Genomic DNA, 24191 nt, shown 5'->3' on the forward strand with positions numbered 1-24191 from the left:
GCGGCAGCGTTGTCACAATGCCCCAGCACCGTCCTTCCATCCTCGTCCTTCTCGCCGCAACGCTCGCCGCTTGCCTCGCTGATGCCGCGCTGCCCGCGGCCGCCACCGAGGTACCGGCGATCGCCGCGCGCCAGCGCAACGAGAAGAAGGTCTTCACCGACGCCGAGATCGTCGAGGGCTTTCTGAAAACCGCGTTCGGTGCCGAATATCATCTCGCCGGGCGGGTCGACCGCATCCGCAAGTATGACAGTCCGGTGCGCGTGTTCGCCGACGGCAGCCGCGCCGACCGCAAGGCCCAGCTCGCCAGGGTCGTCGCCGACATCCGCAGCAAGGTGCAGCATCTCGACATCGCGATGACCGAGAACAACGAAGCGGCCAATGTCGTGGTCAAGCTGGTGCGCGACCGCGAGCTGTACCGCACGATCGCGACCTTCTACGGCCAGGAGCGCGCCAGGGAGATCCGCTCCTCGCTCGACCCGCAATGCCTGTCCGGCTTCCGCAAGAACGAGAACTACGAGATCGAGCATTCCGACGTGATCCTCACCGTCGACAACGGCGATTTCGTCTTCCTCGACTGCGCCTATGAGGAGCTGTTGCAGTCGCTCGGCCCGATCAACGACACCGCCACCGTGCCGTGGACCATGTTCAACGACAACGTCTCGATGGGCTATTTCGACGTCTACGACCAATATCTGCTCAACCTGCTCTACGACCCCCGCATCAAGCCCGGCATGACCGTGCAGGAGGTCAAGGCCGTGCTCCCCGCCGTGCTCGCCGACGTCCGCGCCTGGGTGGCGAAGGTGAACCATCTGGAGTGAGGGTGGGCGATGAGCGCAGGCGCTCGCGACACATACCGCCGTCGTCCCGGCGCAGGCCGGGACCCATACTCCGCGGCAGATGTTGTTGACGGGACTCGTCGTTCCAGCGGTGCATAACAATCAACATTTGTGGTTATGGGTCCCTGCTCCCGTGCGCAATTGCGCACTAGGCAGGGACGACACTGAATTTGTTGCGCCGCTTGTGAATCATACCTCCGCGTTCTCGCAACATGAGCGTGCGATCTCCCCAATCGTCGTCCTGGCGAAAGCCAGGACCCATAACCACCGCATTTGATTGTGAACGGGATCGTGGCTCCAGCGTCGCGCAACGATTGAGATTTGGGGTAATGGGTCCTGGCCTTTGCCAGGACGACGATGAGAATGGTCCTCGATTCCACCGTCAAACAGCTGGTTCGGCGTCATCACCCGCGCGCATGCAGGTGATCCTGACCGGCGTGCTCAGCTCACTGCTCACACCCAGGACACGGAATCACCGTCCTCCCCGCTTGACCTTGCCCCTGCGGCCGCCTCCATAGAGGCGCGGTCAGACGACGCGAGGTGATTCGATGAATGCTGCTGCCGCCCGTTTCCTCAGCCCGTCCGAAGCTGCGAGGCAGCTCGGCATCTCCGCGAAAGCGTTGCGCCTGTACGAGGAGCGCGGCCTGATCGCACCCGGCCGCACGCCGGCGGGATGGCGCGCCTATGGTCCGGCCGAGATGGCGCGCGGCGCCGAGATCGTCGAGCTGCGCGCGCTCGGCCTCAGCATCGGTGAAGTGGCGCGGATCCTGAGCGGCGACGCCGTCATCCTCGGCCGTGTGCTGGCCGCACACGAGGCCGCGCTCGAAGTGCGCATCCGCCAATGCGGCGACAGCATCGCCAAACTGCGCCGGCTGCGCGCCGACCTTGGCGGCGGCAGGATGCCCGCGACCGGCGACATCATCGGTGCGGTGCGGACACGGCCGGCGATCGGCGTCGCGTTCGATCTGCCGTGGCCGTGGGGCGGCGAGCGCTTCGAGCTGCGCGACATCAAACGGCTGAACTACATCGTCGGCCCGCTCGGCAGCGGCAAGGCGCGCCTTGCGCAACGGCTCGCCGAAGCCCTGCCCGGCGCCAGCTTCGTCGGGCTGGACCGCGCGGCCGACGGCGGCGCGGCCGTGCGGGCGCGCCTCGATGCCGATCCGGCGCACGACGCCAGGGTCGCGGCGAGCCTTGCCACCCTGCTGGCCGACGGCGCCGTGGACTCGCCGGCGCTGACCGCCCTGCTCGCGGCGCTCGAGGCCGGCGACGACGCGATCCTCGTGATCGACATGCTCGAGCAAGGGCTCGATGCGGCGAGCCAGGAAGCCGTCATCGCGCATCTGCGCCGCCGCGGACCGAGGCCCGGCCGCTATTCTTCCTCACCCGCTCCAACGCGATCCTGGATCTCGACGCGGTCGGCGACGATGAAGCGATCATCCTGTGCCCCGCCAATCACAGCCGGCCGATCTGCGTTACGCCCGTCCCGGGCGCGGCGGGCTATGAAGCGGTCGCGACCTGCCTTGCTTCGCCCGAGGTCCGCGCGCGCACCGAAGGCACGATCGCGTGGCGGCCGTCCTGATTTCTCGCATTGGTTGTATTATAATCGCATGACAATGCACGACGCAGGTCGGATGCGCGCAAAAAAAGTGTGCTATAAGCACGTGCGATGATCGAGCTTCCCCGTACCCAGGCCTTGCGTTGCTTCATCACGGTTGCCCGTGAGGGCACGGTATCGCGCGCAGCGGCGATGCTGAAACTGACCCAGCCCGCGGTCAGCCTGCAGCTAAAGGCACTCGAGGAAAGCACCGGGCTGCAGCTGTTCAACCGCACACCTGCCGGATTCACCCTGACCGAGGCCGGCGCCGCGCTGCTGCCGCTGGCGCACCGGGCGGTCGCGGCCGCCTCCGATTTCAAGGCGATGGCGGACTCGCTGAACGAGGCACAGCGCGGCACGCTGCGCGTCGGCACCATCCTCGACCCCGAATTCACCCGGCTCGGACCGTTCGTGCGCAGCCTTGCGATGTCCTCGCAGCGCACCGAGGTCTTCCTGCGCCATGGCGTGAGCGACGACGTGCTGGCGCAGATCGGCCGCGGCGAACTCGACGTCGGCTACTATGTCGACGCCACGCCTCAGGACCAGCTCGTCCATCACAGCTTCACCGAACGGACCATCGTCGACGGCCGCTACCAGCTGGCCCCGCTGCTTTGCTACGACTACCGGGTGATCGCACCGATCGCCTGGCGCGACCGGGTGATGGGCAAGGGCTGGGCCGAGCTCGCCGAGCTGCCCTGGCTCGCGACACCGCCGCACTCCGGCCACCGGCGGCTGCTCGACGACATCTTCCGCCCGCTCGGCGCATTGCCGAAGCGGATCGGCTACACCGACCAGGAAGAGGCGATGATCGACTTCGTCGAATCCGGCCTCTGCCTCAGCCTCGCACGCGACAACGTGCTGGCGCCGCGGATGGCGCGGCCGCATCAGTTCGTGGTCGCCGACAAGGTGAAGCTGACCTGCGATCTCTCCTTCGCCAGCCTCGCCGCCCGCCGCCAGGAGCCGGTGATCGCGCACGCCTTCGCAAGCGTGCGCGCGGTGTGGAATATCAAGCCGCCGATCGCCGGCGCCGGTCCGACGCGGACACGGAAGGTCGCGAAGAACGTGTGAGCGGCGCGCGAGCGTGCAGCTCAAGAAACGCCCCTGTCCACCTCGGCTTCCCGGACAAGACTAGCAGCGACGGAGGCGGCAGGTCAGCCTTGAGCCAATAGCAGTCCTCCGGTCTAAAAATAGCGCGATCACACCCCGCGCCGAATGACCTTCCAAGCCAGCCAACCAGCAACGAAGATTGACAGCGAGCAGAATGCTACAGTCCCCCAGACACGGAGGTCAGGGTTTGTCTCGTTCAGCCAAACTAGCGCAGCCAAGCACAGCGACGCCGGGACAGTGCACGCCTGTGTCACAACAAACCGGCGTCGCAGTACGCGCGATGCGCGGGAGCTCCAGACAAAACTTTCAACCTCGAGCCTGCGGGAAATCGCATCGACTGGCTCTTGAGGATACCACTTTGCCAGCTCGCTCATGACGGACATAAAACCCCATCCAGCAATGCCGATTAGCGCAATTCCAAGTAGGCTTAAGATGAGCGACATCCTCGCTGCTCCAGTTCCTAGTCGCCTAGCGCGTCAAACATTATAGTCCGCTCAGGGTCAAAAGCCGCCACGAGCGGGAGCCGCTGCGCCGGAAATTCCTATTCGGTGGATCGGCAGATCGTCGTGAGGCGATGACCTAGGCCGCGACGACCAGCGGTCTCGTCATCTCCGCCATCGTGGGCACCAGCGATGGCGCTTTACACTCCTGCAGAGCAAGCTCGTTGACCAGCTCGCGCAGCCTTGGCGGCAGATCGGCGTAATCGCCACGCAGGGCATGGCGCAGCCGCTCGCCAATCTCTTCGCAGATGGCGCGCGCGTGCTCGGACGCAATCGGATGGGGCTCAATCATGGACGTGGACCGCTGGCGATGACTGCGCGCCGTCCCACTGCACTTCCGCAACCACGGATCCCGCATGTGCACATGCGATCAAGACGAGGATCCGAACAATGCTGAACATGGTTCGTACTCCCTTTTCCTGTCCTTCAATAACAGCAGGACGTTGCCGCCCGATTAGGGAAACTGGTTCTCACGGCCTTTAAGGGATTGGTAAACGCGAGGTTGAGGACGGGCGGAGCCCGTTCAAGAACTCCGGACGATGTCGGCCTCGCCATCCGCGTTCCCCGTTCCGGCACCCCGGCCGATCAGGGCAGGACTCAAGGGCGCACGGCCCTGCCCAGCGCCGCGCAGTGTCCCCAATCAGGGGGACAGACGGATCGGGCGGAATCAATATGATGCGCGAGCGGACGGCGGTCCGCTATCATCGGCCGCAGATAAAAAGAACCTGCTGGGAGGATTTGCAATGAAGCTGGCCATGGCCGGACTGTTGACATTTGCGAGCGCGATCCTGATTGCGCCGGGCGCGCGTGCCGACATCAAGGTCGGCGTCGTGGTGTCCGGATCCGGACCGGGCTCGGCGCTCGGCCAGCCGCAGATGCGCACCATCGCCGCGCTGCCGAAGGAGATCGGCGGCGAGAAGGTCACCTATATCGCGCTCGACGATGAGTCCGACCCGACCAAGGGCACGCAGAATGCGCGGCGCCTCGTGATCCAGGACGGCGTCGATATCCTGATCGGCTCCTCGCTCACCCCGGTGACCATGCCGATGCTCGACGTCGCCGTGGAGAGCAAGACGCCGATCATCTCGCTCGCGGCGGCGACCGCGATCGTGCAGCCGATGGACGACCGCCGCCGCTGGGCGTTCAAGGTGGTGCCCAATGACGACCTGATGGCGGCGGCGATCCTGAAATACATCGCCAAGTCCGGCATCAAGACGCTCGGCTATATCGGCGTCTCCGACGGCTATGGCGAAGGCTACTACAAGGAGGTGTCGCGGCTCGCCCCTCAGCTCGGCCTCACCGTGACGACGCATGAGGTCTATGCGCGGGCCGACACCAGCGCGATGGGCCAGGCGCTGAAGGTGATCGCGACCAATCCGGAAGCGGTGTTCATCGCCTCCGCCGGCACGCCCGCCGTGCTGCCGCAGGAGGCGCTGCGCAGCCGCGGCTATGCCGGCAAGATCTTCCAGACCCACGGCGTGGCGTCGGAGGAATTCATCAAGCTCGGCGGCGCCAATGTCGAGGGCGCGATCTTCACCGGCGAAGCCTTCACCATCGCCGACGATCTGCCGGCGAACGATCCGTTCCGCCAGGTGCGCGACGAGTTCGTGTCGTCCTACGAGAAGGCCAACGGGCAGAAGCCGAACATCTTCGGCGCGCATCTGTGGGACGCCGTCACGCTGTTCAAGCGGGCAGCCGCGAATGCGCTGAAGACCGCAAAGCCAGGCACGGCGGAATTCCGCGCCGCGCTGCGCGACGAGCTCGAGCGCGGCAAGGACGTCTACCTGAACAACGGCCTCTCGACCATGAGCCCGACCGATCACAACGGCTATGACGAGCGTTCGGCGTTCCTGATCAAGGTCGAGGGCGGCAAGTTCCGGCTGGTGAAGTAGCGAGGGGACCGTCGGCGGCTGCGCCGTCACACCTTGCCGGCGCCGCTGCAGATACCCTTCAGCGCCTGCCATTCGGCTGGTGACAGCAGCGGCGGACCGTCGGGCCGGCTGGCGGCATCGGCCTTGTCCATGCGCGCGAGGCGGTCCTCGGTCAAGGGATGGCTGGAGACGAGCGAGAGCCCCTTGCCGCCCTCCTTGCCGGTGACGCGGAACATCAGTTCGCCCATCGGCTTGGCCGGACGGCCGAGCTTGTGCATGGTCTCGATCGCGAAGCTGTCGGCGTTGGTCTCGGCGTCGCGCGAATAGGACGACGTCACCAGCGAGCGCGAGGCGAAGATCAGCGCGCCGGAGCCGGTGACATCGCCGAACAACAGCCCGATCAGGAACGAGGTGCCGCCGTTGTGGATCAATTCGCGCATGCTGTCGCGGTGCCGGAGATGGCCGAGCTCATGCGCCAGCACGCCGGCGATCTCGTCGGGGTTCTCGGCTTTCTCCAAGAGCCCGTCGAACAGATAGACCTTGCCGCCCGGCAGCGCAAAGGCGTTCGGCACCGACGTCGCCAGCACGCCCGACTGCACCGACGTATCGAAGCCCGCGGACTGCCGCAACTTGCCGACCAGCTTCGCGAAGGCCGCCTGGCCGGCCGGATTGCTGCACGGCTTGCCGTCGAACAGCACCTTGACCTGCGCCTCCGCGACATCGCCGATGCGGCGCTCGAACGAGTCGGGCACCAGCGGCGTGAGCCGCTCGGCGGCGAGCGGCACGCCGAACAGCACCACCAGCACGATCGACACCGCGGCCGCGAGCGACCAGCCGACGATCGCGGCGACGCCCCTGCGGTTCGGCAAATCCGCCTCGAGCGTGTCGCAGCGCGCGACCAGCGCGGCGATCAGCCCGGCGTCGCGGATGTCGAGCCGCGCCAGAGGCGGTGCGGTCAGGCAGCTCAGCCGCAACAGGCCGGACGGGCTGTCGGCGCGGCGGATGTCGTGAAACGCCCAGCGCGCGAGCAGCGCGCCGTCTTCCCTGATCTCCAGCGCATCAGACAGCCTGAGCGCGACGATGCGCCGCCGGTTCGACAGGCCGTCGAAGAAGACGCCGCCGGGAGCCGGCGCCGCCGCAGAATTGGTCTGGCCGGAATCGGATTCCATGGGGCTAGAAGCCCCCGACGTCGAGGCCGTCGGCAAAGCCTTCGCCGAGCGCGTTGGCGAGTTCGCCGCGCGCGGTGACGTTGGCGGCCGCGCCGATGTTGTGCACGATGGTCGAGGACAGCACCCGGACCCAGAGATCGCGCATCAGATAGACGCGCAACACCACGTTCAGCGCCAGCGCAAAGGCGAGGTAGCCGATGCCGAGCAGCACGATCAGCGGAATGCTCTTGGCGAACGCCTCGGTCCTGAAGAAGTCCGCGATCGAGGAGCCGTCCATGCTGGCGACCAGCAAGATGCAGAGCGCGAGATATGCCGCGAACACCACGCCGAGCAGCACGACCCAGCCGATCACCTTCCAGTACAGGCCGATCAGCGCGCCGCGGCGGAGGGTGGATTCCAGCCTCACGTCGCCGAAGCGGATTCCCGACAGCCACCAGCGCCACTCGACCGCCTTGAACGCGGCATAGGCGAACGGGGCGAAGATCGTGCTGTAGAGCGCGAACGGCATCAGGACCCAGAGCCACCAGCCCCGCGCGAAGAACTCCCAGCCGCGGCCGTCGAACGAGCCTTGCAGGTCGCCGTAATAGGAGTGCCGCATCTTGTAGCGTTCGAGCGCCGCCTCGCGCCACGGCAGCGCGAGGCCGAGCGTGATCACGACCAGCACGCCCCAGAGCGAGGCCTTGAGCGCATAGACCCAGCCCGAGCCGCTCATCCAGAAGCGGACGCCGCGCCACACCGTGCGGGTCAGGCGGTAACGCCGCGCGCGATAGATCGCGAACTGGCCGAACAAATAGAAGAAGGCGACCAGCGGCAGCGAGGCGAACGCCTTGAGATGCTCCGCCTCGATACCGATCAGGAAATAGCCGAGATAGATCGGCACCAGGATCGCGAGCGCGACCAGGAAGCCGATCAGGAGCTCCTTGCCGCGGCCGGTATATTCCGGCGCGTCGCCATCGATCTGGCTGTTCGACCACAGATGACGGCGGATGTCGGTGGTGAGCCAGAACCGGTAGAAGCCGACCGTGACCAGTTCGAGCCCGGCGCCGCGCGCGACCAGGCGAAAGAACTCCTTCCGGTTCCCTGAAAACGCCACCGGCATCGGCGGCGGGGCCGGTTGCGGAGGCGGCTGCGGCGGACCCAGCGGGGTCCAGCTCATGTCGTTCACGGGATGGCTCCTGGCGGGACAATCTCTGGGTATCAAAAGCACAGATTTGTCGTCGCGAGTGTGATCCAGGTTTCACACAAGGTCGAGATCGCCGGCCGATTTTTGGCGGGATGCGGTTGGCCATGCCTTAACGGCAATGCCGGAAACCGCGCAGTCCTCGATCGACCGCCGGCGTCGAACCCCAGGGCGGCAATGACATACTTAACGATCAGGCGATCGAGGCGAAGGCGCCGCCGCAAAGCGAGGAAACCGCAGCGATGACCAGATGGATCTTGTCGGCATGCCTTCTGGCGCTCACGGCAGCTCCGGCTGCTGCCGTCGACGTGCGGCTGGATTCCTATCGCAATCCAAAGAGTGAGAATTTCCGCATCTTCAATCATATGTATCTGGACGGCGTCAGGGGCGGCCTGATGGCCTCCAATGCCTGGCTGAAACGGCATGGCGGCCAATTGTTGTTCTGCATGCCCGACGACCTCGCACTGAGCAGCGAGCAGACCGAAGAGATCATGCTCAAGTCCGCCGACAAGCGCTCGGCGAAAGGTGAGATGGTGATCGCTCTCCTGCTGCTGTGGGGGATGCAGGACACCTACCCCTGCGAAAAGCCCGCCGGCGAGAAAACCGGCAGTCAATAAACGGCACCCGCACCGTTCGCACGCCGCCGCCCGGCCAGATCAAACGCCGTTTCAAACGGGCGTGGTCGCGGCCGCGGCCCCTTCCCCACCGGAAAAGCCCGGATTCGGCCGCTTTGGCCTGACATCAATGCGGCCAAATGCGCGTCGAGAGCCCTTGCGCAAACCGCGGAATGAGAATGTAATTCGGTAAAACATGCCGCGCCGGCCATGCCCCGGCAGCTCAAACGGTTGAGGAGCCGCTCATGCATGGGACCATCGATCTCGTCGACAACACGAATCTGGACGCCGCACGCGAACGCGCCAATTCGCTTGCGCTTTCGGACTACGATCCCGGCAATCCCGAGTTGTTCAAGACCGATACCTTCTGGCCGTATTTCGACCGGCTGCGCCGCGAGGATCCGGTGCATTACTGCAAGGACTCGATGTTCGGTCCGTACTGGTCGATCACCCGCTACAACGACATCATGGACATCGAGACCAACCACTCGGTGTTCTCCTCGGCCGCCTCGCTCGGCGGCATCACCATCCGCGACGTGCCGCCGGATCTGCGCCGCGAAAGCTTCATCGCGATGGACCAGCCGCGCCATTCGGCGCAGCGCAAGACCGTGGCGCCGATGTTCACGCCGACGCACCTCGACGAGCTCGCCACCAACATCCGCAAGCGCTCGACCGAGTGCCTCGACAATCTGCCGCGCGGCGAGGTGTTCGACTGGGTCGACAAGGTCTCGATCGAGCTGACGACCCAGATGCTCGCGGTGCTGTTCGACTTCCCCTGGGAAGACCGCCGCAAGCTAACGCGCTGGTCCGACGTCGCGACCACCCTGCCCGGCGCCGGCGGCCTCGTCGCCACCGAAGACGAGCGGCAGGCCGAACTGATGGAATGCGCGAGCTATTTCGCAAGGCTGTGGAAGGAGCGCGCGAGCCAGCCGCCGAAGAGCGATCTGCTCTCGATGATGGCGCACAGCGACGCCACGCGGAACATGGACCCGAAGAACTTCCTCGGCAATCTGATCCTGCTGATCGTCGGCGGCAACGACACCACGCGCAACACGCTGTCCGGCAGCATCTATGCGCTGAGCAGGCATCCGGAGCAGTACCGCAAGCTGCGGGAGAACCCGGCGCTGATCGACAGCTTCGTGCCCGAGGTGATCCGCTGGCAGACGCCGCTCGCCCATATGCGGCGTACCGCGCTCGCCGACTACGAGTTCCGCGGCCGCCAGATCAAGAAGGGCGACAAGGTGGTGATGTGGTACGTCTCGGGCAACCGCGACGAGGAAGCGATCGAGAAGCCTTACGAGTTCCTGATCGACCGCGCCCGGCCGCGCACCCACATCTCGTTCGGCTTCGGCATCCACCGCTGCGTCGGCCTGCGGCTTGCCGAGCTGCAGCTCAAGATCATCTGGGAGGAGATCCTCAAGCGCTTCGACACCATCGAGGTGGTGGAGGAGCCGCAGCGGGTGTATTCCAGCTTCATCAAGGGCTACGAGACGCTGCCAGTGCGCATCGCCGCCTGACGCGTCGCGAGCCAACCGGGATCAAGGAACATGAACGTCCAGACCGCCATCCGTGCCGACCGGGCCGAGCTGCTGCGCCAGGCCCGCGAGGAAGCGTATTCGACACCGCTCAAGGATTTTCATCCCGGCGCGCCAAAGCTGTTCCAGAACGACACGCTGTGGCCGTGGTTCGAGCGGCTGCGCCAGGAAGAGCCGGTGCACTACTGCACCAATGCGCCGATCGAGCCGTACTGGTCGGTGGTGAAGTACAACGACATCATGCATGTCGACACCAGCCACGGCATCTTCTCCTCGGACTCCACGCTCGGCGGCATCTCGATCCGCGACGTGCCGCCCGGCTACGACTATCCGAGCTTCATTGCGATGGACCAGCCGAGGCACGCCCATCAGCGCAAGACCGTGTCGCCGATGTTCACGCCCACGCATCTCGACGAGCTGGCAAAGCTGATCCGGCAGCGCTCGGCCAGCGTGCTCGACAATCTGCCGCGCAACGAGACCTTCAACTTCGTCGAGCGCGTCTCGATCGAATTGACCACCCAGATGCTGGCGACGCTGTTCGACTTCCCCTGGGAGGAGCGGCGCAAGCTGACGCGCTGGTCCGACGTCTCCACCGCGCTGCCGAAGAGCGGCATCGTCAACTCGCCGGAGCAGCGGCGGCAGGAGATGGACGAGTGCTACGCCTATTTCTCGAAGCTCTGGAACGAGCGCGTCAACGCCCCGCCGCGCAACGACCTTTTGTCGATGATGGCGCATAGCGACGCCACGCGGCACATGGACCCCGACAATCTGATGGGCAACATCATCCTGCTGATCGTCGGCGGCAACGACACCACGCGCAACACCATGAGCGGCTCGGTGCTGGCGCTGCACGAGCATCCCGACCAGTTCAGGAAACTGAAGGAGAACCCGGCGCTGATCGACACCATGGTGCCGGAGGTGATCCGCTGGCAGACGCCGCTGGCGCATATGCGGCGCACCGCGCTTCAGGACACCGAGATCGGCGGCAAGACGATCAGGAAGGGCGACCGCGTCGTGATGTGGTACGTCTCCGGCAACCGCGACGACGAGGTGATCGATCGTCCGAACGAGTTCATCATCGACCGCCCGCGGCCGCGCATCCACCTGTCGTTTGGCTTCGGCATCCACCGCTGCGTCGGCATGCGGCTCGCCGAGCTGCAGCTTCGGATCGTCTGGGAAGAGATGCTGAAGCGCTTCGACCGCATCGAGGTGGTCGGTGAGCCGAAGCGGGTCTATTCCAGCTTCGTCCGCGGCATCGAGAACCTGCCGGTGCGGATCCCGGGCTGAAGCCAGATTGTCCTTGGCCACAAAGACGATCGGCCCTATGTCTTCCCGGGCGTGGTGGTTGATGCACCGCGTCTTACAGCTCGGGCCAGTTGACGGAACATGAACCGAAAAGAGCGGCGTGCGGCCGGGAAGCAACGGGACGCGTCCAGCAAAAACGCACCTGCCTTCGGTTCCACGGGTGTCAGCATTGGCGGCCTCGCCGCTGAGGCCAGCCGCTTCTACGGGATGCGCCGCTTCAACGAAGCGCAGGAGATCTGCCGGCAGATTCTCGCGCGCGAGCCTGGCCATGTGCAGAGCCTGAACCTTCTCGGCCTGATGGCGCAGGCTGCCGGCGATCACCGGGCTGCCGCGAAGATGTTCACCAAGGCGATTGCCTCGGACGACGTCAACGCCGCCTGCCATTACAACGCCGGTAACTCCTACCAGGCACTGGGCAATCGCAGCAAGGCGGCCGCGCATTTCAGCAAGGCGCTGGCGCTCGGCATGGACGCGAAGGCGGTCGGCTTCATCCTGCAGAGCCCGACCGTCACCAGCTATGTCGGACGGATTGCAAGCAAGTGGCCGCTACTGGTCACAAGCGCCGAATTGTTCGGCAGCGAGGGCGTCACCCCGCTCGCGAACGACCTGTTCCTGCGCTGCGCGATGGAAACGACGACGCTGGCGAGCATGCAGCTCGAGGTGCTGTTCGGATATGCGCGGGCCGAGCTGTTGCGGCTCGCGAGCAAGCCGGATCAGGATGAAGTCGACGACGATATCGTAGCCTTTGCCTGCGCGCTCGCCCGGCAGTGCTTCATCAACGAATATGTCTATGCGCAGACCGCAGCGGAAAGCGAAGGCGCGGGCGCGCTGCGCGACCGGTTGCTGCAGGACCTGGCATCAGGCGCTGCGATCACGCCGCTCACGCTGGCCGTTGTCGCCGCTTACTTCCCGCTTCATACCCTGCCCGCGGCGGACGCGCTGCTGCGCCGGGATTGGCCCGCGACCGTCGCTGGCCTGTTGCGGGTGCAGCTTCGCGAACCCCGCGAGGAGATCGAAGAGCGCACCGCCGTTGCGACGCTCACACCGATCAAGAACAGCGTGTCGGTCGACGTGATGCGCCAATACGAGGAGAATCCCTATCCGCGCTGGACCGTCAACCCGTTGACGGCCTTCGCGGCGGATCGGGCGCGGGGACGAACCGTCGCAACCGCGGACCAGCGAGCCGAACGGGATATCCTGATCGCGGGTTGCGGCACCGGCTCGCACGCGATCCAGATCGCGCAGGTCTATCCCAACGCCCGCCTGCTCGCGGTCGACATCAGCAGGACCAGCCTCGCCTATGCGCGCCGCAAGACGCGGGAGCTCGGCTTGCGCAACATCGACTATGCGCAGGCGGACATCCTGGAATTGGCCTCGATCGATCGCAGCTTCGACAGCATCGAGTCGGTCGGCGTGCTGCATCATCTTGCCGACCCCTTGGCCGGCTGGCGCGTGCTGGTCTCGCTGCTGCGGCCGGGCGGCACGATGCGCATCGGGCTCTACAGCGATCTGGCGCGCCGCGTCATCGTCGAGGCCCGCGATCGCATTGCGGCGCGCGGCTATCGCGCCACCGCCGACGACATCAGACGCTGCCGGCAGGACATCTTCCGCGAAGCCGACAAATGGAAATCGCTGATCGGCGCGAAGGATTTCTACAGCATGAGCGGCTGCCGCGATCTGCTGTTCAACGTCATGGAACACCGGCTGACAATTCCGGCGATCGCGGCATTCCTCAGCGAACACGGCCTGACGTTTGGGGGATTCGAGCCGTTTGACGACCCGGCGGTGCTCGAACAATTCCGCAAGAAGTTTCCCGGCGCGGCCGACGAGACCGATCTCGATCAGTGGCACCGCTTCGAGGTCGATCATCCCGAGACGTTCTGGGACATGTACGTGTTCATGGCGGGCAAGAGCGCACGCTGACGGCAAGCTGCTGGAGCGTGAGGAGATGAGGTCGAATAGCGGCCGCGATGGCACCGCGCTCCCTCTCCCCGTTCTTACGGGGAGAGGGTTGGGGTGAGGGGCACTCTCCGCATAAGCGGTGATAGCTGTGTTTGCGGAAACTCCCCCTCACCCGGAACGCATCTAGCGATGCGTTCCGACCTCTCCCCGCACGCGGGGCGAGGTGAGCGGAGTTGGCCGCTCGATTCAGAGTAACCTCTCTAGCGCGCGTGCTGGCCCTTGTTGGTCGGCAACGGGCAATTGGTGCAGACGCGGTCGTCGCACATCCGGCAGATCGTGAAGCGATCCATTTCGGATGTATCCTGCCTCGCCAGCAGCTCGCGGATCAGCGTTGCAAGCTGCTTCCTCTCGGCGGCCGACAGTACGTCCAGCAGCGACGTCACGGCCGAAATCCGCGACGCCAGCAGTTCGTTGCGGGACGCGGCGCCCGATGCCGTCAGGTGCAAGGCGACCTCGCGGCCGTCCTTGCCGGCCCGGCGTTCGACAAGCCGATCCGAAACCAGCCGATCGACCAGGCGGACCGTTCCGGAGTGCGACAGGCCAAGGATCCGCCTCAGCTTGTCGTTGGTCATGCCCTGGCCATAGCCGATGACGATGAGCGCCGCGGGCGTTTCGCCGCCGCGACCGACGACCTCGCGCGCGCCTTGCTCGATACGATCCATGACGGCGAGCGACAGCGCGCCCAGCAGATTAGCGATTCCGTGTTCCATGCCGGGAATAATATGTGCGCTGCGCACAAAAAACAACTTGACCATATATGTGCGCTGCGCACATATTTGCCCGGGAGCGCAACGACGACACAAATGGAGAGCAGCGATGACGACCCGAAGCACCGCACTGGCAACGCGTGACGCCGCCGGCAGCGAACCCGCCCTGAAATACGTGCAGGCCAACGGCGTGCGATTTGCCTATCTCGAACAAGGCAGCGGACCGCTCGTCATGTTCATGCATGGCTTTCCCGACAACGCCTGGTCGTACCGAAAGCAGCTGCAGGTGTTCGCGGATGCCGGCTATCGCGCGGTCGCGCCGTTCCTGCGCGGCTATGCGCCGACCGAGATTCCGGCCGACGGCATCTTCGATCCGATCGCGCTGGGCCAGGATCTCGAAGCGTTGATCGCGGCGCTGAGCGACGACGGACGGGCCTACGTCGTCGGCATGGATTGGGGCGGCACGTCAACCTTCCAGGCACTGGCCACGGCGCCGTCGGCGATCAAGGCCGCGGTGGTCATGAACACCGCGCACCCGATCACAATCCCAAGCCTCCGGAGCGATCCCGATGCCGTTCGATCGGTTTTCCATGTCTATTTCTTCACGGTGCCTGGCGCTCACTCGGCGGTCAACATCGAGGGACTTCCCTTCGTCGACTACCTTTGGAAGCTGTGGTCGCCAACCCTGCAGAACGACGAGCATCTCCGCTCGGTCAAGGAGACGCTCAGCTCTCCCGGCACCATGAAGGCGGCGCTGAAATACTACAATGGCCTGGTCGATGCGGGAGTTGCGGGCCGGCTACCGATCAACGACATGCATACACCGACGCTGACAATCTATGGCGGCAACGATCCGACGGCGCGGTATTCGATCAAGGAAGAGCCGCTCTTCAAGGGACCACATCGGCGCATCGTCCTGCCCGATGTCGGCCACTTCCCGCACCTTGAGCGTGAGGCCGAGGTCACAGGTCTGATCATGGACTGGTTCACAACGCACGCCGCCGACTGAACGGACGCCACCACCTGCGGCCGCTTCAGCCACACCATCCTTCGAATTCTCTGACCAGGAGTGCGCGCAATGGACGCCACGACACAGCAGCAATATGCCGAGGCATTTCACCGACTTCACAAGCAGGGCGATCCGATCGTCCTGTTCAACGCCTGGGACGTCGCCACCGCCAAGGCGATCGCGAAGGCCTCGCCGGCGGTGGCGACCAGCAGCGGCGCGGTCGCATCCGCGCTCGGCTACGCCGACGGCGAAAATGTCCCGCTCGACATCGTGGAAGGCCTGGTCTCGCGGATGACCGCGTCGGTGCCGGTTCCGGTGTCGATCGATCTGGAGGCGGGGTATGGCGACACGCCGGATGCCGCCGCGCATTCGGCGGCGATGATCCTGAAGGCTGGCGCGATCGGCATCAATATCGAGGACGGGCTTGTTGGCGGAAAGCGGCAGCTCGTCGCTCCGGAGCAGCATGCCGCGAAGATCAGAGCGGTGCGGGACGCCGCGCAAAAACTCGGCGTTCACCTCTTCATCAATGCGCGAACCGATCCGTTTCTGCTGAAGTTCGGCTCGCCCGAGCAATGTCTGGATGAGGCGGCGCGACGTGCGACGGTCTATGCCGATGCCGGCGCTGATGGAATCTTTGTGCCGGGCCTCTCCGACCTTGCACTGATCGAGAGGTTGGTTCAGCTGACGCCCCTGCCCGTCAATATCATGGTGACGCAAGGCGTGCCCGAAATCGGCGAGCTCGCCCGTGCCGGTGTTCGCAGGGTGAGCCTTGGGCCGTGGCCGATGATGGCGGCAATGCGTGTGATCGGACAGGCGGCAGCCGCGGTCGCCACGAGCAAGCAATACGGCACGTTTCTACAGCCCGACAGTTGAGCCCGTGAGCGCACGCGATGACACGGTCCGGCCGGACCATTCAGTCCGCGCCGGCCGGACTACCAGGCTCATGAAGGAATGACTCACTCGATCACTTCGTCTGCGCCGCTGACGACTGAAGCAGAGAACTCGTGGCCAAGCAGTTTGGCGGTCTTCAGGTTGATGACGAATTCGACCTTGGTGACCAGCTGGACCGGAAGATCGGCAGGCTTCTCACCCTTCAGAACCCGGCCGGCGTAGACGCCCGCGCGTCGATGCGACTGCACAAAATCTCCGCCATAGCTCATCAAGCCTCCGGCTGTCGGGAAATCCCGGGTCTGCGTGATTGCGGGAACACGATACTTCAGTGCGAGATCGGCCAATCGCCGGCTGCGAAATGCAAAATAGGGATCGGAGGTGAAAACAAGCGCGTTTGTCGAATCTCTCTCTACGGAAGCGAATACGGCTTCGAACTCCTCCTCCTTGCTTGCCCTCGATATCTGCAGATGGACCCCTAAAGTTTCGGCAGCGGCCTGAAGCCTCTGCAGTTGCGAGCTAGCGGTTGGACTTGTCGGGTTGGTCACGACCCCCAACGTTTTCACCGCCGGCAGAAGTTCGTGCATCAACTCGAGCCGCTTCGGCGACACGTCGACGCTCAGGCTCGAGATTCCCGTGATGTTGCCTCCCGGCCGCGACAGGCTGTCCACCACACCCAGCTGAACGGGGTCGCCGCCCATCTCGAAGACGATTGTCTTGGTGACGCCGGCAGCCTTGGCGGCGAGCGCGACGGGCGCGCCGCCGGGCGCAACCACCACATCGACGTCGCGCGCGATCAATTCGCCGGCCAGTGCAGGTAACCGGGCATATTGCCCGTTGGCCCACCGATACTCGATCGCAACATCGCGGCCCTCGACAAAGCCGGCTTCACGAAGTCCCTGGTGGAAAGCGTTCAGCCGGCTGCCAAACAACTCCGGCGATTCCGGACAAAGATAGCCGATCACAGGCATCGACGGCTTCTGCGCCCGCGAGGATGTGGTCCAGGCCGCGGCGGCGGCCATCAACAACAGGACCTCGCGCCGGCTGCCGCGTCCGTGGGATGTGGCTGCACGAGAGTGAGCGCAACTCATGCTCTATCGACCCGCTGGCGTTCGCCGTCGGCGGAAGTATATCCCACGATCCGAAACCAGTCGCCAATGGACTGCACCGAGCCGCTCCGGTCTAGATCGGCCGACGCACATCAAAAAGATATTCCGAACACCGGAATGGCGTCATCGAAGCCCTTGATTTGGCGACTGCCGATATCTTCCAGGGAGCGCTTGCCTCTCACGCTTGCGGCGGTCCCTGCATCCATCAGGATTTCCCGATCTGCGGCAGATGCGCACAGGCGGGCGGCGAGATTCACGACACTGCCGATGGCCGTGTAATCGAGCCGGTCTTCGTAGCCGATCCGCCCAACCGTCGCCGATCCACTGGCAAGCCCTATTCCAAAGCCAACCTGGTAGCCCCGCGACCGCCAGCCGCCGATCAAGCCCTGCACGCGCTTCTGCATTTCGGTCGCAAGGTCGACGGCTCTCAGCGCCGGCTCCTCGACCGGCACGGGTGCGTTCACCAGCACCATCAACCCGTCTCCCGAGAAGCTGATGAGCGTTGCTTCGAACCGCGAAATGACCCTGCCCAGAACCTCATAATATTCGGACAGCACGCTCATGACTTCCTCGGGAGCGACGCCTGCGGAAAACGCGGTGAATCCGCGCAAGTCACAGAACACAACGACGACGTCGGTGCGGCGGCCATCCAGCACGCTGTCATCGCCGGCACGATCGACGAGATCGGCGACTTGGGGCGCGAGAAACCGCTTGAGCTTCGCGATCCGCTCCTGGTGCTGCTGCGCCAGCGCGAGCTCGCCCGCCATCCTGTTGAAGCTGCTTGCCAGACGCTGAAATTCGTCCCCGGTCTGGATCGAAATGCGGTGCTCGAACGATCCGGCGCCGATCCGCTCCGTCCCCTCCTCGAGCAGCCTGATCGGCTCGGTCATCCGGTGCGCGAATGCATAAGCGAGCAGCCCCGCAAATACGGTGCTGCCTGCGAGAAGCACTGTGGTCCGTCGCAACGCGGCATAGATCGGGGCGTAAGCCTCGGAGAGCGGCTGCGCCACCACGACGGTCCAATCGGGACCCGCCACAGGAGCCGCGCGGGCGGCAACCGGACGTCCCTGTCCGTCGCGGCCCGTTGCAAAGCCCGCTCCCGGGCCGATCGCGTCGCGAATGGTGCGAAACGGCTGAGAGGTTGTTTCTTCCAGCCCGCGGAGGACGAGGCTGATGTCGGGATGGGCAATGAGGCGGCCCGGCCGGTCCAGCACGAAGGCGAGGCCCGTCTCTCCCACCTTGATCGCCGATACGACATCCCAGATCAGCTTGAGATTGACTTCGGCGATGACTGCGCCGACCGCGGATCGGTTACCCACGAGCGCAATGGTCAAATACGGCTCTGAGCCTCTGTTGTAGCTGACATCGCTGAACCAAACCTGGCGCGCGTGGGCGCCGACCAGCGCAGGTTCAGCCGATCGGTCGATACGACTTTCAATTCGATTGAGGCCGACCCGTGAGACGTAGAGACGCTCCAACCCATTGTTGTCGATCAGTGTCAGGCTGACGACGGCCGGCGCTTGACGAAACAGACGCAACGCATCGGTTCGGCGATCCTCATCGGCCTCGTTGGTCCAGGGAAGCTGGACCAGCCAGCCGAGCTGGCTTGCAATGTCGGAGATGAAGTTATGAATTTCAGCGGCCGCGGAAGTCGCCTGAACACCAAGCAACTGGTCCAGCCTTGCGCGCTGATCGCGGTAACCGAACCAGGCTTCGATCGACCCGTTGATCACGAGCGGAAGCGCGACGGCCAGGAACAGCGCGAGAAAATACTTTGGGAAGAGGCCGCGAAACCGATCTCGGACAATCATGCCCTGATCCCTGAAAATGCGACGGATATATCGATATGCGAAATGAAGCCTTGAAAATGAAGCCCGGCGCTGCCGCCAACCGGCATCTTCTAGCATAGAGCATCGTTTTAGGCCGTAATGGGGCTGTTGCTCGACCCGACCAAAGGACGCAGCCGGCTCCGGCCGCCATTTCGCTTGCGTCGGCCCTGCAAAACCCTGGCCCTATAAAATTCCGGCATAGCTGGGCGAGCCAGATGCGAAGAGAATAAACCCGTGACCTGGCTTAAAGCCAGCGGTGTGAGGACGCGCCAATGCGCGTCCCTTGTATTGACGCGTTTTTCTTCGCGAACCGGTACCCGGTTCGTTCGAAAACGCTACCGCCGAGGCCATGATGGACCAGATTGCCGTTCACCAGGACAGCGCGACCAGCCGGGACTGGCCGGTTGCGATCTACCGCACGCTGAAGAGCTTCGGCGTGGCGCAGGTGTCCTACGTTCCCGATGCGGGACATTCCAAGCTGATCAAGCTGTCGCACGCGGATGCCGACATCAAGACCACGGTGCTGACGACCGAGGAAGAGGGCGTGGCGCTTTCGGCCGGCGCCTGGCTCGGCGGCGATCGCGCGGTGCTGTTGATGCAATCGAGCGGCGTCGGCAATTGCGTCAACATGCTGTCGCTGATGGCGAGCTGCCGTTTCCCGCTGCTCACGCTGGTGACGATGCGCGGCGAATGGGCCGAGTTCAATCCCTGGCAGATTCCGATGGGCCGGGCGACGCCGCAGGCGTTCGAGATCATGGGCACCACGGTGCTGCGGCTGGAGAACCCTGACGATGCCGAGGAGGTGATCTCGGCGGCCGCCTCGCTCGCCTATGACGGCGACCAGCAGGTCGCGGTGCTGATCTCGCAGCGGATGATCGGCCGCAAGAAGTGGACCAAGGAGACGCACTGATGTCGGCATCAACAGGTACTCTCGATCGCCGCGCCGCCGTGAAGGCGCTGCTCGCCGACCGCGGCGAGCTGCTCGTGATCTCCGGGCTCGGCTCCTCGTCCTATGACGTGTTCGACGCCGGCGAGCATCCCGGCAATTTCTATCTGTGGGGCGCGATGGGCGGCGCCGCGATGGTCGGGCTCGGCCTCGCGCTGGCGCAACCGAAGCGCCCGGTGCTCGTGATCACCGGCGACGGCGAGCAGCTGATGGGGATCGGCAGCCTGCTGACGATCGCGACCAAGCAGCCCGGCAATCTCTCGATCGCGGTGCTCGACAACGGCCATTTCGGCGAGACCGGCATGCAGCCGAGTCACTCGGGCCTCGGCGCCAAGCTCGAAGTGATCGCTGATGGCGCGGGCATCGGCAATGTCTGTGAGATCGCCGACATGGCCGGCATCGAGAAATTCCGTACCAGCCTGCGCGATCTCGGCGGCGGCCCGCGGCTGGCGCGCATTCGCATCGCGGCCGGCGAAGTCGAGCGCGCGCTGCCGCCGCGCGACGGCACCTATTTGAATAACCGCTTCCGCGGCCATCTCGGCTTCAAGGTGAGCTGAGAGCAGAATGCGTGCGACCCCGTCATTGCGAGCGAAGCGAAGCAATCCATCGCGCAGCATTCGCGGACGGATGGATTGCTTCGTCGCTATCGCTCCTCGCAATGACGGAACTCAGGCGAGCTGGATATCCCAGAGCCCCTCGGCGCGCAGCGCGGCGACCTCGTCGCGCAACAGCTTCGCGATCAGCGCCATCGCGTTGGAGCCGGGATGCTCGACCGGCGAGGCCAGCGTCAGCTCGCGCCGCGGCGCCGGCCGCGCGATGGCGGCGGTCTCGAGCCGGCCCTCCGCCACCTCGGCGCGCACCGAGGACGGCGGCAGCAAGGTATATCCGAGCCCCTCCTCGACCAGGCTGGTCAGCACGCGAAACGAATCCGCCTCGAGCTTGACGTCGAGATCGATCTTCTTTTTGGCCGCGGCATGTTCGAGCAGCGCACGGAGGCCGTGCGAATGACTTGGCAGCACCAGGCGCTGGCGCATCAGCCAGCCGAAGTCGACCTGCTTCTTCGGCTTCAGCCCGCTGCCGCGCGGGCCGACCGCGACGATGCTGTCGCGGCCGAGACTCTGCACCGCCAGATGCAGATCGACCGACGGGCCATAGATCACGGCAAGGTCCATCTCGCCGCGATGCAGCCACTCGATCAGATGGCCGCTGTAGCTCTCGACGATGCAGAGGGAGATGCCGGGATAGCGCTCCACCGTGCGCCGCGCCAGCCGCGCCGACAGCACGCAACTCACCGTCGGCACCAGCCCGAGCACGACGCGCCCGGACGGTGCACCGCCGGCGGACTGGATGTCGTCGCGGATCTGGTCGATCTGCCGCACGATACCGCTGGTGCGCGTCAGCAGCAGCCGGCCGGCGTCGGTCAGCACCATGCCGCGGCCGTTGCGCGTGAACAATTCGGTGCGCAGCTCGTGTTCCAGCAGCTTGATCTGCCGGCTCAGCGCCGGCTGCGCGACCCGCAAGGTATCGGATGCCTTGCTCAGGCTCCCGAGTTCCGCGACGCACGCAAAGGTCCTAAGCTGGCGGAAATCCATACTTGCCAATCCTGGAAGGCAGGTTCATACGCTATAACAAAACAGCATAGGGAGTTTACCGGGGCCCCACAACAGCGGGCGTTTTCTTCACGCGAACCGATTTCCGCTTCGCTCGAACACGCTCTGGCGCAACCTCTCGGCAAGACGAAACAATGACCGCACACGATCAACACATCGACGACCATTCCGACATCCGCGACGCCGTGGCAAAACTCTGCGCGCAGTTTCCCGGCGAATACTGGCGCAAGCTCGATCGCCAGATGGCCTATCCGAAGGAGTTCGTCGATGCGCTGACGGAGGCCGGCTATCTCTCGGTCTTGATCCCCGAGGAATATGGCGGCGCCGGCCTGAAGCTGTCGGCGGCGGCGGCGATCCTGGAAGAGATCCAGCGCGCCGGCTGCAATGGCGGCGGCTGCCACGCCCAGATGTACACGATGGGCACCGTGCTGCGGCACGGCAACGACGCGCAGAAGGCGAAATATCTGCCGAAGGTCGCGACCGGCGAGTTGCGGCTCCAGGCGTTCGGCGTCACCGAGCCGACCAGCGGCACCGACACGTCGTCGCTGAAAACCTTCGCGCGCCGCGAGGGCGACCATTACGTCGTCAACGGCCAGAAGATCTGGACCAGCCGCGCCGAATATTCCGACCTGATGGTCCTGCTGGCGCGCACCACGCCGAAGGAGCAGTCGAAGAAGCGCACCGACGGTCTCTCGGTGTTCATCGTCGACATGCGCGAGGTGAAGGGCAAGGGGCTGGAGATCCGCCCGATCCGCACCATGATGAACCACGCCACGACCGAAGTGTTCTTCACCGACATGAAGGTGCCGGCGGAGAATCTGATCGGCGAGGAAGGCAAGGGTTTTCGCTACATCCTGTCCGGCATGAACGCCGAGCGCATCCTGATCGCCGCCGAGTGCGTCGGCGACGCGAAGTGGTTCATCGCCAAGGCCACCAACTACGCCAAAGAGCGCAGCGTGTTCGGCCGGCCGATCGGCCAAAACCAGGGAATCCAGTTCCCGGTCGCCAAGGCCTACGCTTCGATGCGTGCGGCCGAATTGATGGTGAAGGAAGCCACCCGCAAATACGAAGCCGGGCTCGACTGCGGCGCCGAGGCCAACATGGCCAAGATGCTGGCGGCGGATGCGTCCTGGGAGGCCGCCAATGCCTGCGTGCAGACCCATGGCGGCTTCGGCTTTGCCGAGGAATACGACGTCGAGCGCAAATTCCGCGAGACCCGGCTCTACCAGGTGGCGCCGATCTCGACCAACCTGATCCTGTCCTACGTCGCCGAGCACGTGCTCGGCATGCCCCGCTCCTACTGAGTTGCTTGATCATGCTGCCGCTTGAGGGATTGACCGTCATCGCCGTCGAGCAAGCGGTTGCCGCGCCGTTCTGCTCGTCACGCCTCGCCGACGCCGGCGCCCATGTCATCAAGATCGAGCGGCCCGAGGGCGATTTCGCCCGCGGCTACGACGCCGCGGCGAAGGGCCAGAGCAGCTACTTCGTCTGGCTGAACCGCGGCAAGGATTCTGCCGTGGTCGACCTCGCCACCAAGGAAGGCCGCGCGCAGCTCGAGACGCTGATCGCCGACGCCGACGTGCTGCTGCAGAACCTCAAGCCCGGCTCGATGGACAAACTCGGCTTCTCGCGCGAGCGGCTGCGCAAGGATTACCCGAAGCTGATCATGTGTACGATCACCGGCTATGGCGACACCGGCCCCTATGCCGACCGCAAGGCCTATGACCTGTTGATCCAGGCCGAGAGCGGCCTTGCCTCGATCACCGGCGGCCCCGAGGGCGCCTCGCGCGTCGGCATGTCGATCGTCGACGTCGCGACCGGCGCCACCGCGCATGCCGCGATCCTCGAGGCGCTGATCGGCCGCGGCCGCACCGGAGACGGCGCCGACATCCGGATCTCGATGTTCGACGTGATGGCCGACTGGCTCACCGTGCCGCTGCTCAATGCCGAGGACGGCAAGTCGCCGAAGCGGATCGGCCTCGCCCATCCCTCGATCGCGCCCTATGGCGTGTTCCGCTCGAAGGACGGCAAGGAGATCCTGATCTCGATCCAGAGCGAGCGCGAGTGGAAGACGCTGTGCGCCAAGGTGCTGGACCAGCCCGGCCTGCCCGACGATCCGCGCTTTGCCAACATGGTCGAGCGCGTGCGCAACCGGGTGCTGACCGACGGAATCGTCAGCGACAGCTTCGGCAAATTGACGCGCGAGGAATTGCTGGCGAAGCTTGCCGAGGCCGACATCGCCTTTGCCGAGGTCAACAGCATGGACGACCTCGCGAAACATCCGCATCTGCGTCGCATCGAGGTCGACACGCCGAACGGCAAGGTCAGCTATCCGGCGCCGGCCGCGATCGTGGTCGGCGAGGACAGGCACTACGGCAAGGTGCCCGCGATCGGCGAACGCACCAGACGTTCCTGAAATC

21 protein-coding genes are annotated in these 24191 nt (G+C 64.9%); 14 read left to right on the top strand and 7 right to left on the bottom strand.

Going from position 1 to position 24191, the window contains the following annotated elements; translation table 11 throughout:
* Window positions 1-17 precede the first annotated feature (17 nt).
* From J6525_RS35550 to J6525_RS35560, 3 genes are all read left to right on the top strand, one after another.
* Window positions 18-818 (top strand): DUF2927 domain-containing protein, encoded by an 801-nt coding sequence (locus J6525_RS35550; protein WP_225648139.1) that lies wholly within the window; start codon window positions 18-20, stop codon window positions 816-818.
* Between the two features lie 566 nt (window positions 819-1384).
* The gene (locus J6525_RS35555; protein WP_225648140.1) at window positions 1385-2506 is read left to right on the top strand and encodes a MerR family transcriptional regulator; all 1122 of its coding nucleotides are present in this window, start codon (window positions 1385-1387) and stop codon (window positions 2504-2506) included.
* Window positions 2503-3498, top strand: a complete 996-nt coding sequence (locus J6525_RS35560) for a LysR family transcriptional regulator (protein WP_225648141.1) — start codon at window positions 2503-2505, stop codon at window positions 3496-3498. Before J6525_RS35555 ends, J6525_RS35560 begins: the two co-directional genes overlap by 4 nt.
* 618 nt (window positions 3499-4116) lie before the next feature.
* Here J6525_RS35560 and J6525_RS35565 read toward each other — a convergent pair.
* A complete protein-coding gene (locus J6525_RS35565) occupies window positions 4117-4329 on the bottom strand; it encodes a hypothetical protein (RefSeq protein ID WP_225648142.1) in 213 nt (70 codons plus the stop codon).
* Window positions 4330-4780: 451 nt separating this feature from the next.
* Between J6525_RS35565 and J6525_RS35570 the strand changes: the two genes are divergently transcribed.
* Window positions 4781-5929, top strand: coding sequence for an ABC transporter substrate-binding protein (locus J6525_RS35570; RefSeq protein WP_057019298.1), 1149 nt, complete (start codon window positions 4781-4783; stop codon window positions 5927-5929).
* 26 nt (window positions 5930-5955) lie between these two features.
* On the opposite strand, the gene J6525_RS35575 is transcribed toward J6525_RS35570, so the two are convergent.
* Together J6525_RS35575 and J6525_RS35580 are read right to left on the bottom strand one after the other, a co-directional pair.
* Window positions 5956-7077 carry a M48 family metallopeptidase gene (locus J6525_RS35575; protein ID WP_225648143.1) on the bottom strand — a complete coding sequence of 374 codons (1122 nt, stop codon included), beginning with the start codon at window positions 7075-7077 and terminating at the stop codon, window positions 5956-5958.
* Window positions 7078-7081: 4 nt separating this feature from the next.
* Window positions 7082-8233 (bottom strand): DUF898 family protein, encoded by a 1152-nt coding sequence (locus J6525_RS35580; RefSeq protein WP_225648159.1) that lies wholly within the window; start codon window positions 8231-8233, stop codon window positions 7082-7084.
* A gap of 266 nt (window positions 8234-8499) precedes the next feature.
* Between J6525_RS35580 and J6525_RS35585 the strand changes: the two genes are divergently transcribed.
* The 4 genes from J6525_RS35585 to J6525_RS35600 all read left to right on the top strand — a co-directional run bounded on the left by J6525_RS35585 (window position 8500) and on the right by J6525_RS35600 (window position 13634).
* Window positions 8500-8874 (top strand): Rap1a family protein, encoded by a 375-nt coding sequence (locus J6525_RS35585; RefSeq protein ID WP_225160563.1) that lies wholly within the window; start codon window positions 8500-8502, stop codon window positions 8872-8874.
* 242 nt (window positions 8875-9116) lie between these two features.
* On the top strand, window positions 9117-10388 hold the full coding sequence (locus J6525_RS35590; protein WP_225648144.1) for a cytochrome P450: 1272 nt from the start codon (window positions 9117-9119) through the stop codon (window positions 10386-10388).
* Between the two features lie 30 nt (window positions 10389-10418).
* Window positions 10419-11693: a cytochrome P450 gene (locus J6525_RS35595; protein ID WP_225648145.1), complete on the top strand. Its 1275-nt coding sequence runs from the start codon at window positions 10419-10421 to the stop codon at window positions 11691-11693.
* Between the two features lie 99 nt (window positions 11694-11792).
* Window positions 11793-13634 carry a class I SAM-dependent methyltransferase gene (locus tag J6525_RS35600; protein WP_225648146.1) on the top strand — a complete coding sequence of 614 codons (1842 nt, stop codon included), beginning with the start codon at window positions 11793-11795 and terminating at the stop codon, window positions 13632-13634.
* A gap of 239 nt (window positions 13635-13873) precedes the next feature.
* On the opposite strand, the gene J6525_RS35605 is transcribed toward J6525_RS35600, so the two are convergent.
* On the bottom strand, window positions 13874-14506 hold the full coding sequence (locus J6525_RS35605) for a MarR family winged helix-turn-helix transcriptional regulator (protein ID WP_225648147.1): 633 nt from the start codon (window positions 14504-14506) through the stop codon (window positions 13874-13876).
* On the opposite strand from J6525_RS35605, the gene J6525_RS35610 reads away from it, so the two are divergent.
* Together J6525_RS35610 and J6525_RS35615 are read left to right on the top strand one after the other, a co-directional pair.
* Window positions 14490-15389: an alpha/beta fold hydrolase gene (locus J6525_RS35610; RefSeq protein WP_092090084.1), complete on the top strand. Its 900-nt coding sequence runs from the start codon at window positions 14490-14492 to the stop codon at window positions 15387-15389. The genes J6525_RS35605 and J6525_RS35610 overlap by 17 nt on opposite strands.
* Before the next feature lie 69 nt (window positions 15390-15458).
* The gene (locus tag J6525_RS35615) at window positions 15459-16262 is read left to right on the top strand and encodes an isocitrate lyase/PEP mutase family protein (protein WP_225648148.1); all 804 of its coding nucleotides are present in this window, start codon (window positions 15459-15461) and stop codon (window positions 16260-16262) included.
* Window positions 16263-16345: 83 nt separating this feature from the next.
* On the opposite strand, the gene J6525_RS35620 is transcribed toward J6525_RS35615, so the two are convergent.
* Complete coding sequence (locus J6525_RS35620) at window positions 16346-17299, bottom strand: ABC transporter substrate-binding protein (protein WP_225648149.1); 954 nt, start codon at window positions 17297-17299, stop codon at window positions 16346-16348.
* A gap of 179 nt (window positions 17300-17478) precedes the next feature.
* Window positions 17479-19197 carry a cache domain-containing protein gene (locus tag J6525_RS35625; RefSeq protein WP_092090086.1) on the bottom strand — a complete coding sequence of 573 codons (1719 nt, stop codon included), beginning with the start codon at window positions 19195-19197 and terminating at the stop codon, window positions 17479-17481.
* A gap of 367 nt (window positions 19198-19564) precedes the next feature.
* On the opposite strand from J6525_RS35625, the gene J6525_RS35630 reads away from it, so the two are divergent.
* Both J6525_RS35630 and J6525_RS35635 read left to right on the top strand, forming a co-directional pair.
* Window positions 19565-20125, top strand: a complete 561-nt coding sequence (locus J6525_RS35630) for a thiamine pyrophosphate-binding protein (RefSeq protein WP_092090087.1) — start codon at window positions 19565-19567, stop codon at window positions 20123-20125.
* Window positions 20125-20718: a thiamine pyrophosphate-dependent enzyme gene (locus tag J6525_RS35635; RefSeq protein WP_225648150.1), complete on the top strand. Its 594-nt coding sequence runs from the start codon at window positions 20125-20127 to the stop codon at window positions 20716-20718. The genes J6525_RS35630 and J6525_RS35635 overlap by 1 nt, the downstream gene beginning before the upstream one ends.
* Before the next feature lie 111 nt (window positions 20719-20829).
* Here J6525_RS35635 and J6525_RS35640 read toward each other — a convergent pair whose 3' ends face one another.
* The gene (locus tag J6525_RS35640; RefSeq protein WP_225648151.1) at window positions 20830-21753 is read right to left on the bottom strand and encodes a LysR substrate-binding domain-containing protein; all 924 of its coding nucleotides are present in this window, start codon (window positions 21751-21753) and stop codon (window positions 20830-20832) included.
* 152 nt (window positions 21754-21905) lie between these two features.
* On the opposite strand from J6525_RS35640, the gene J6525_RS35645 reads away from it, so the two are divergent.
* Together J6525_RS35645 and J6525_RS35650 are read left to right on the top strand one after the other, a co-directional pair.
* Entirely contained in the window at window positions 21906-23075 is a 1170-nt protein-coding gene (locus tag J6525_RS35645; protein ID WP_050386889.1) for an acyl-CoA dehydrogenase family protein, read from the top strand.
* Window positions 23076-23086: 11 nt separating this feature from the next.
* Window positions 23087-24187, top strand: a complete 1101-nt coding sequence (locus J6525_RS35650) for a CaiB/BaiF CoA transferase family protein (protein ID WP_092090097.1) — start codon at window positions 23087-23089, stop codon at window positions 24185-24187.
* Window positions 24188-24191: the final 4 nt, after the last annotated feature.

Source organism: Bradyrhizobium australafricanum (assembly GCF_020329495.1).
Classification (GTDB): domain Bacteria; phylum Pseudomonadota; class Alphaproteobacteria; order Rhizobiales; family Xanthobacteraceae; genus Bradyrhizobium; species Bradyrhizobium australafricanum.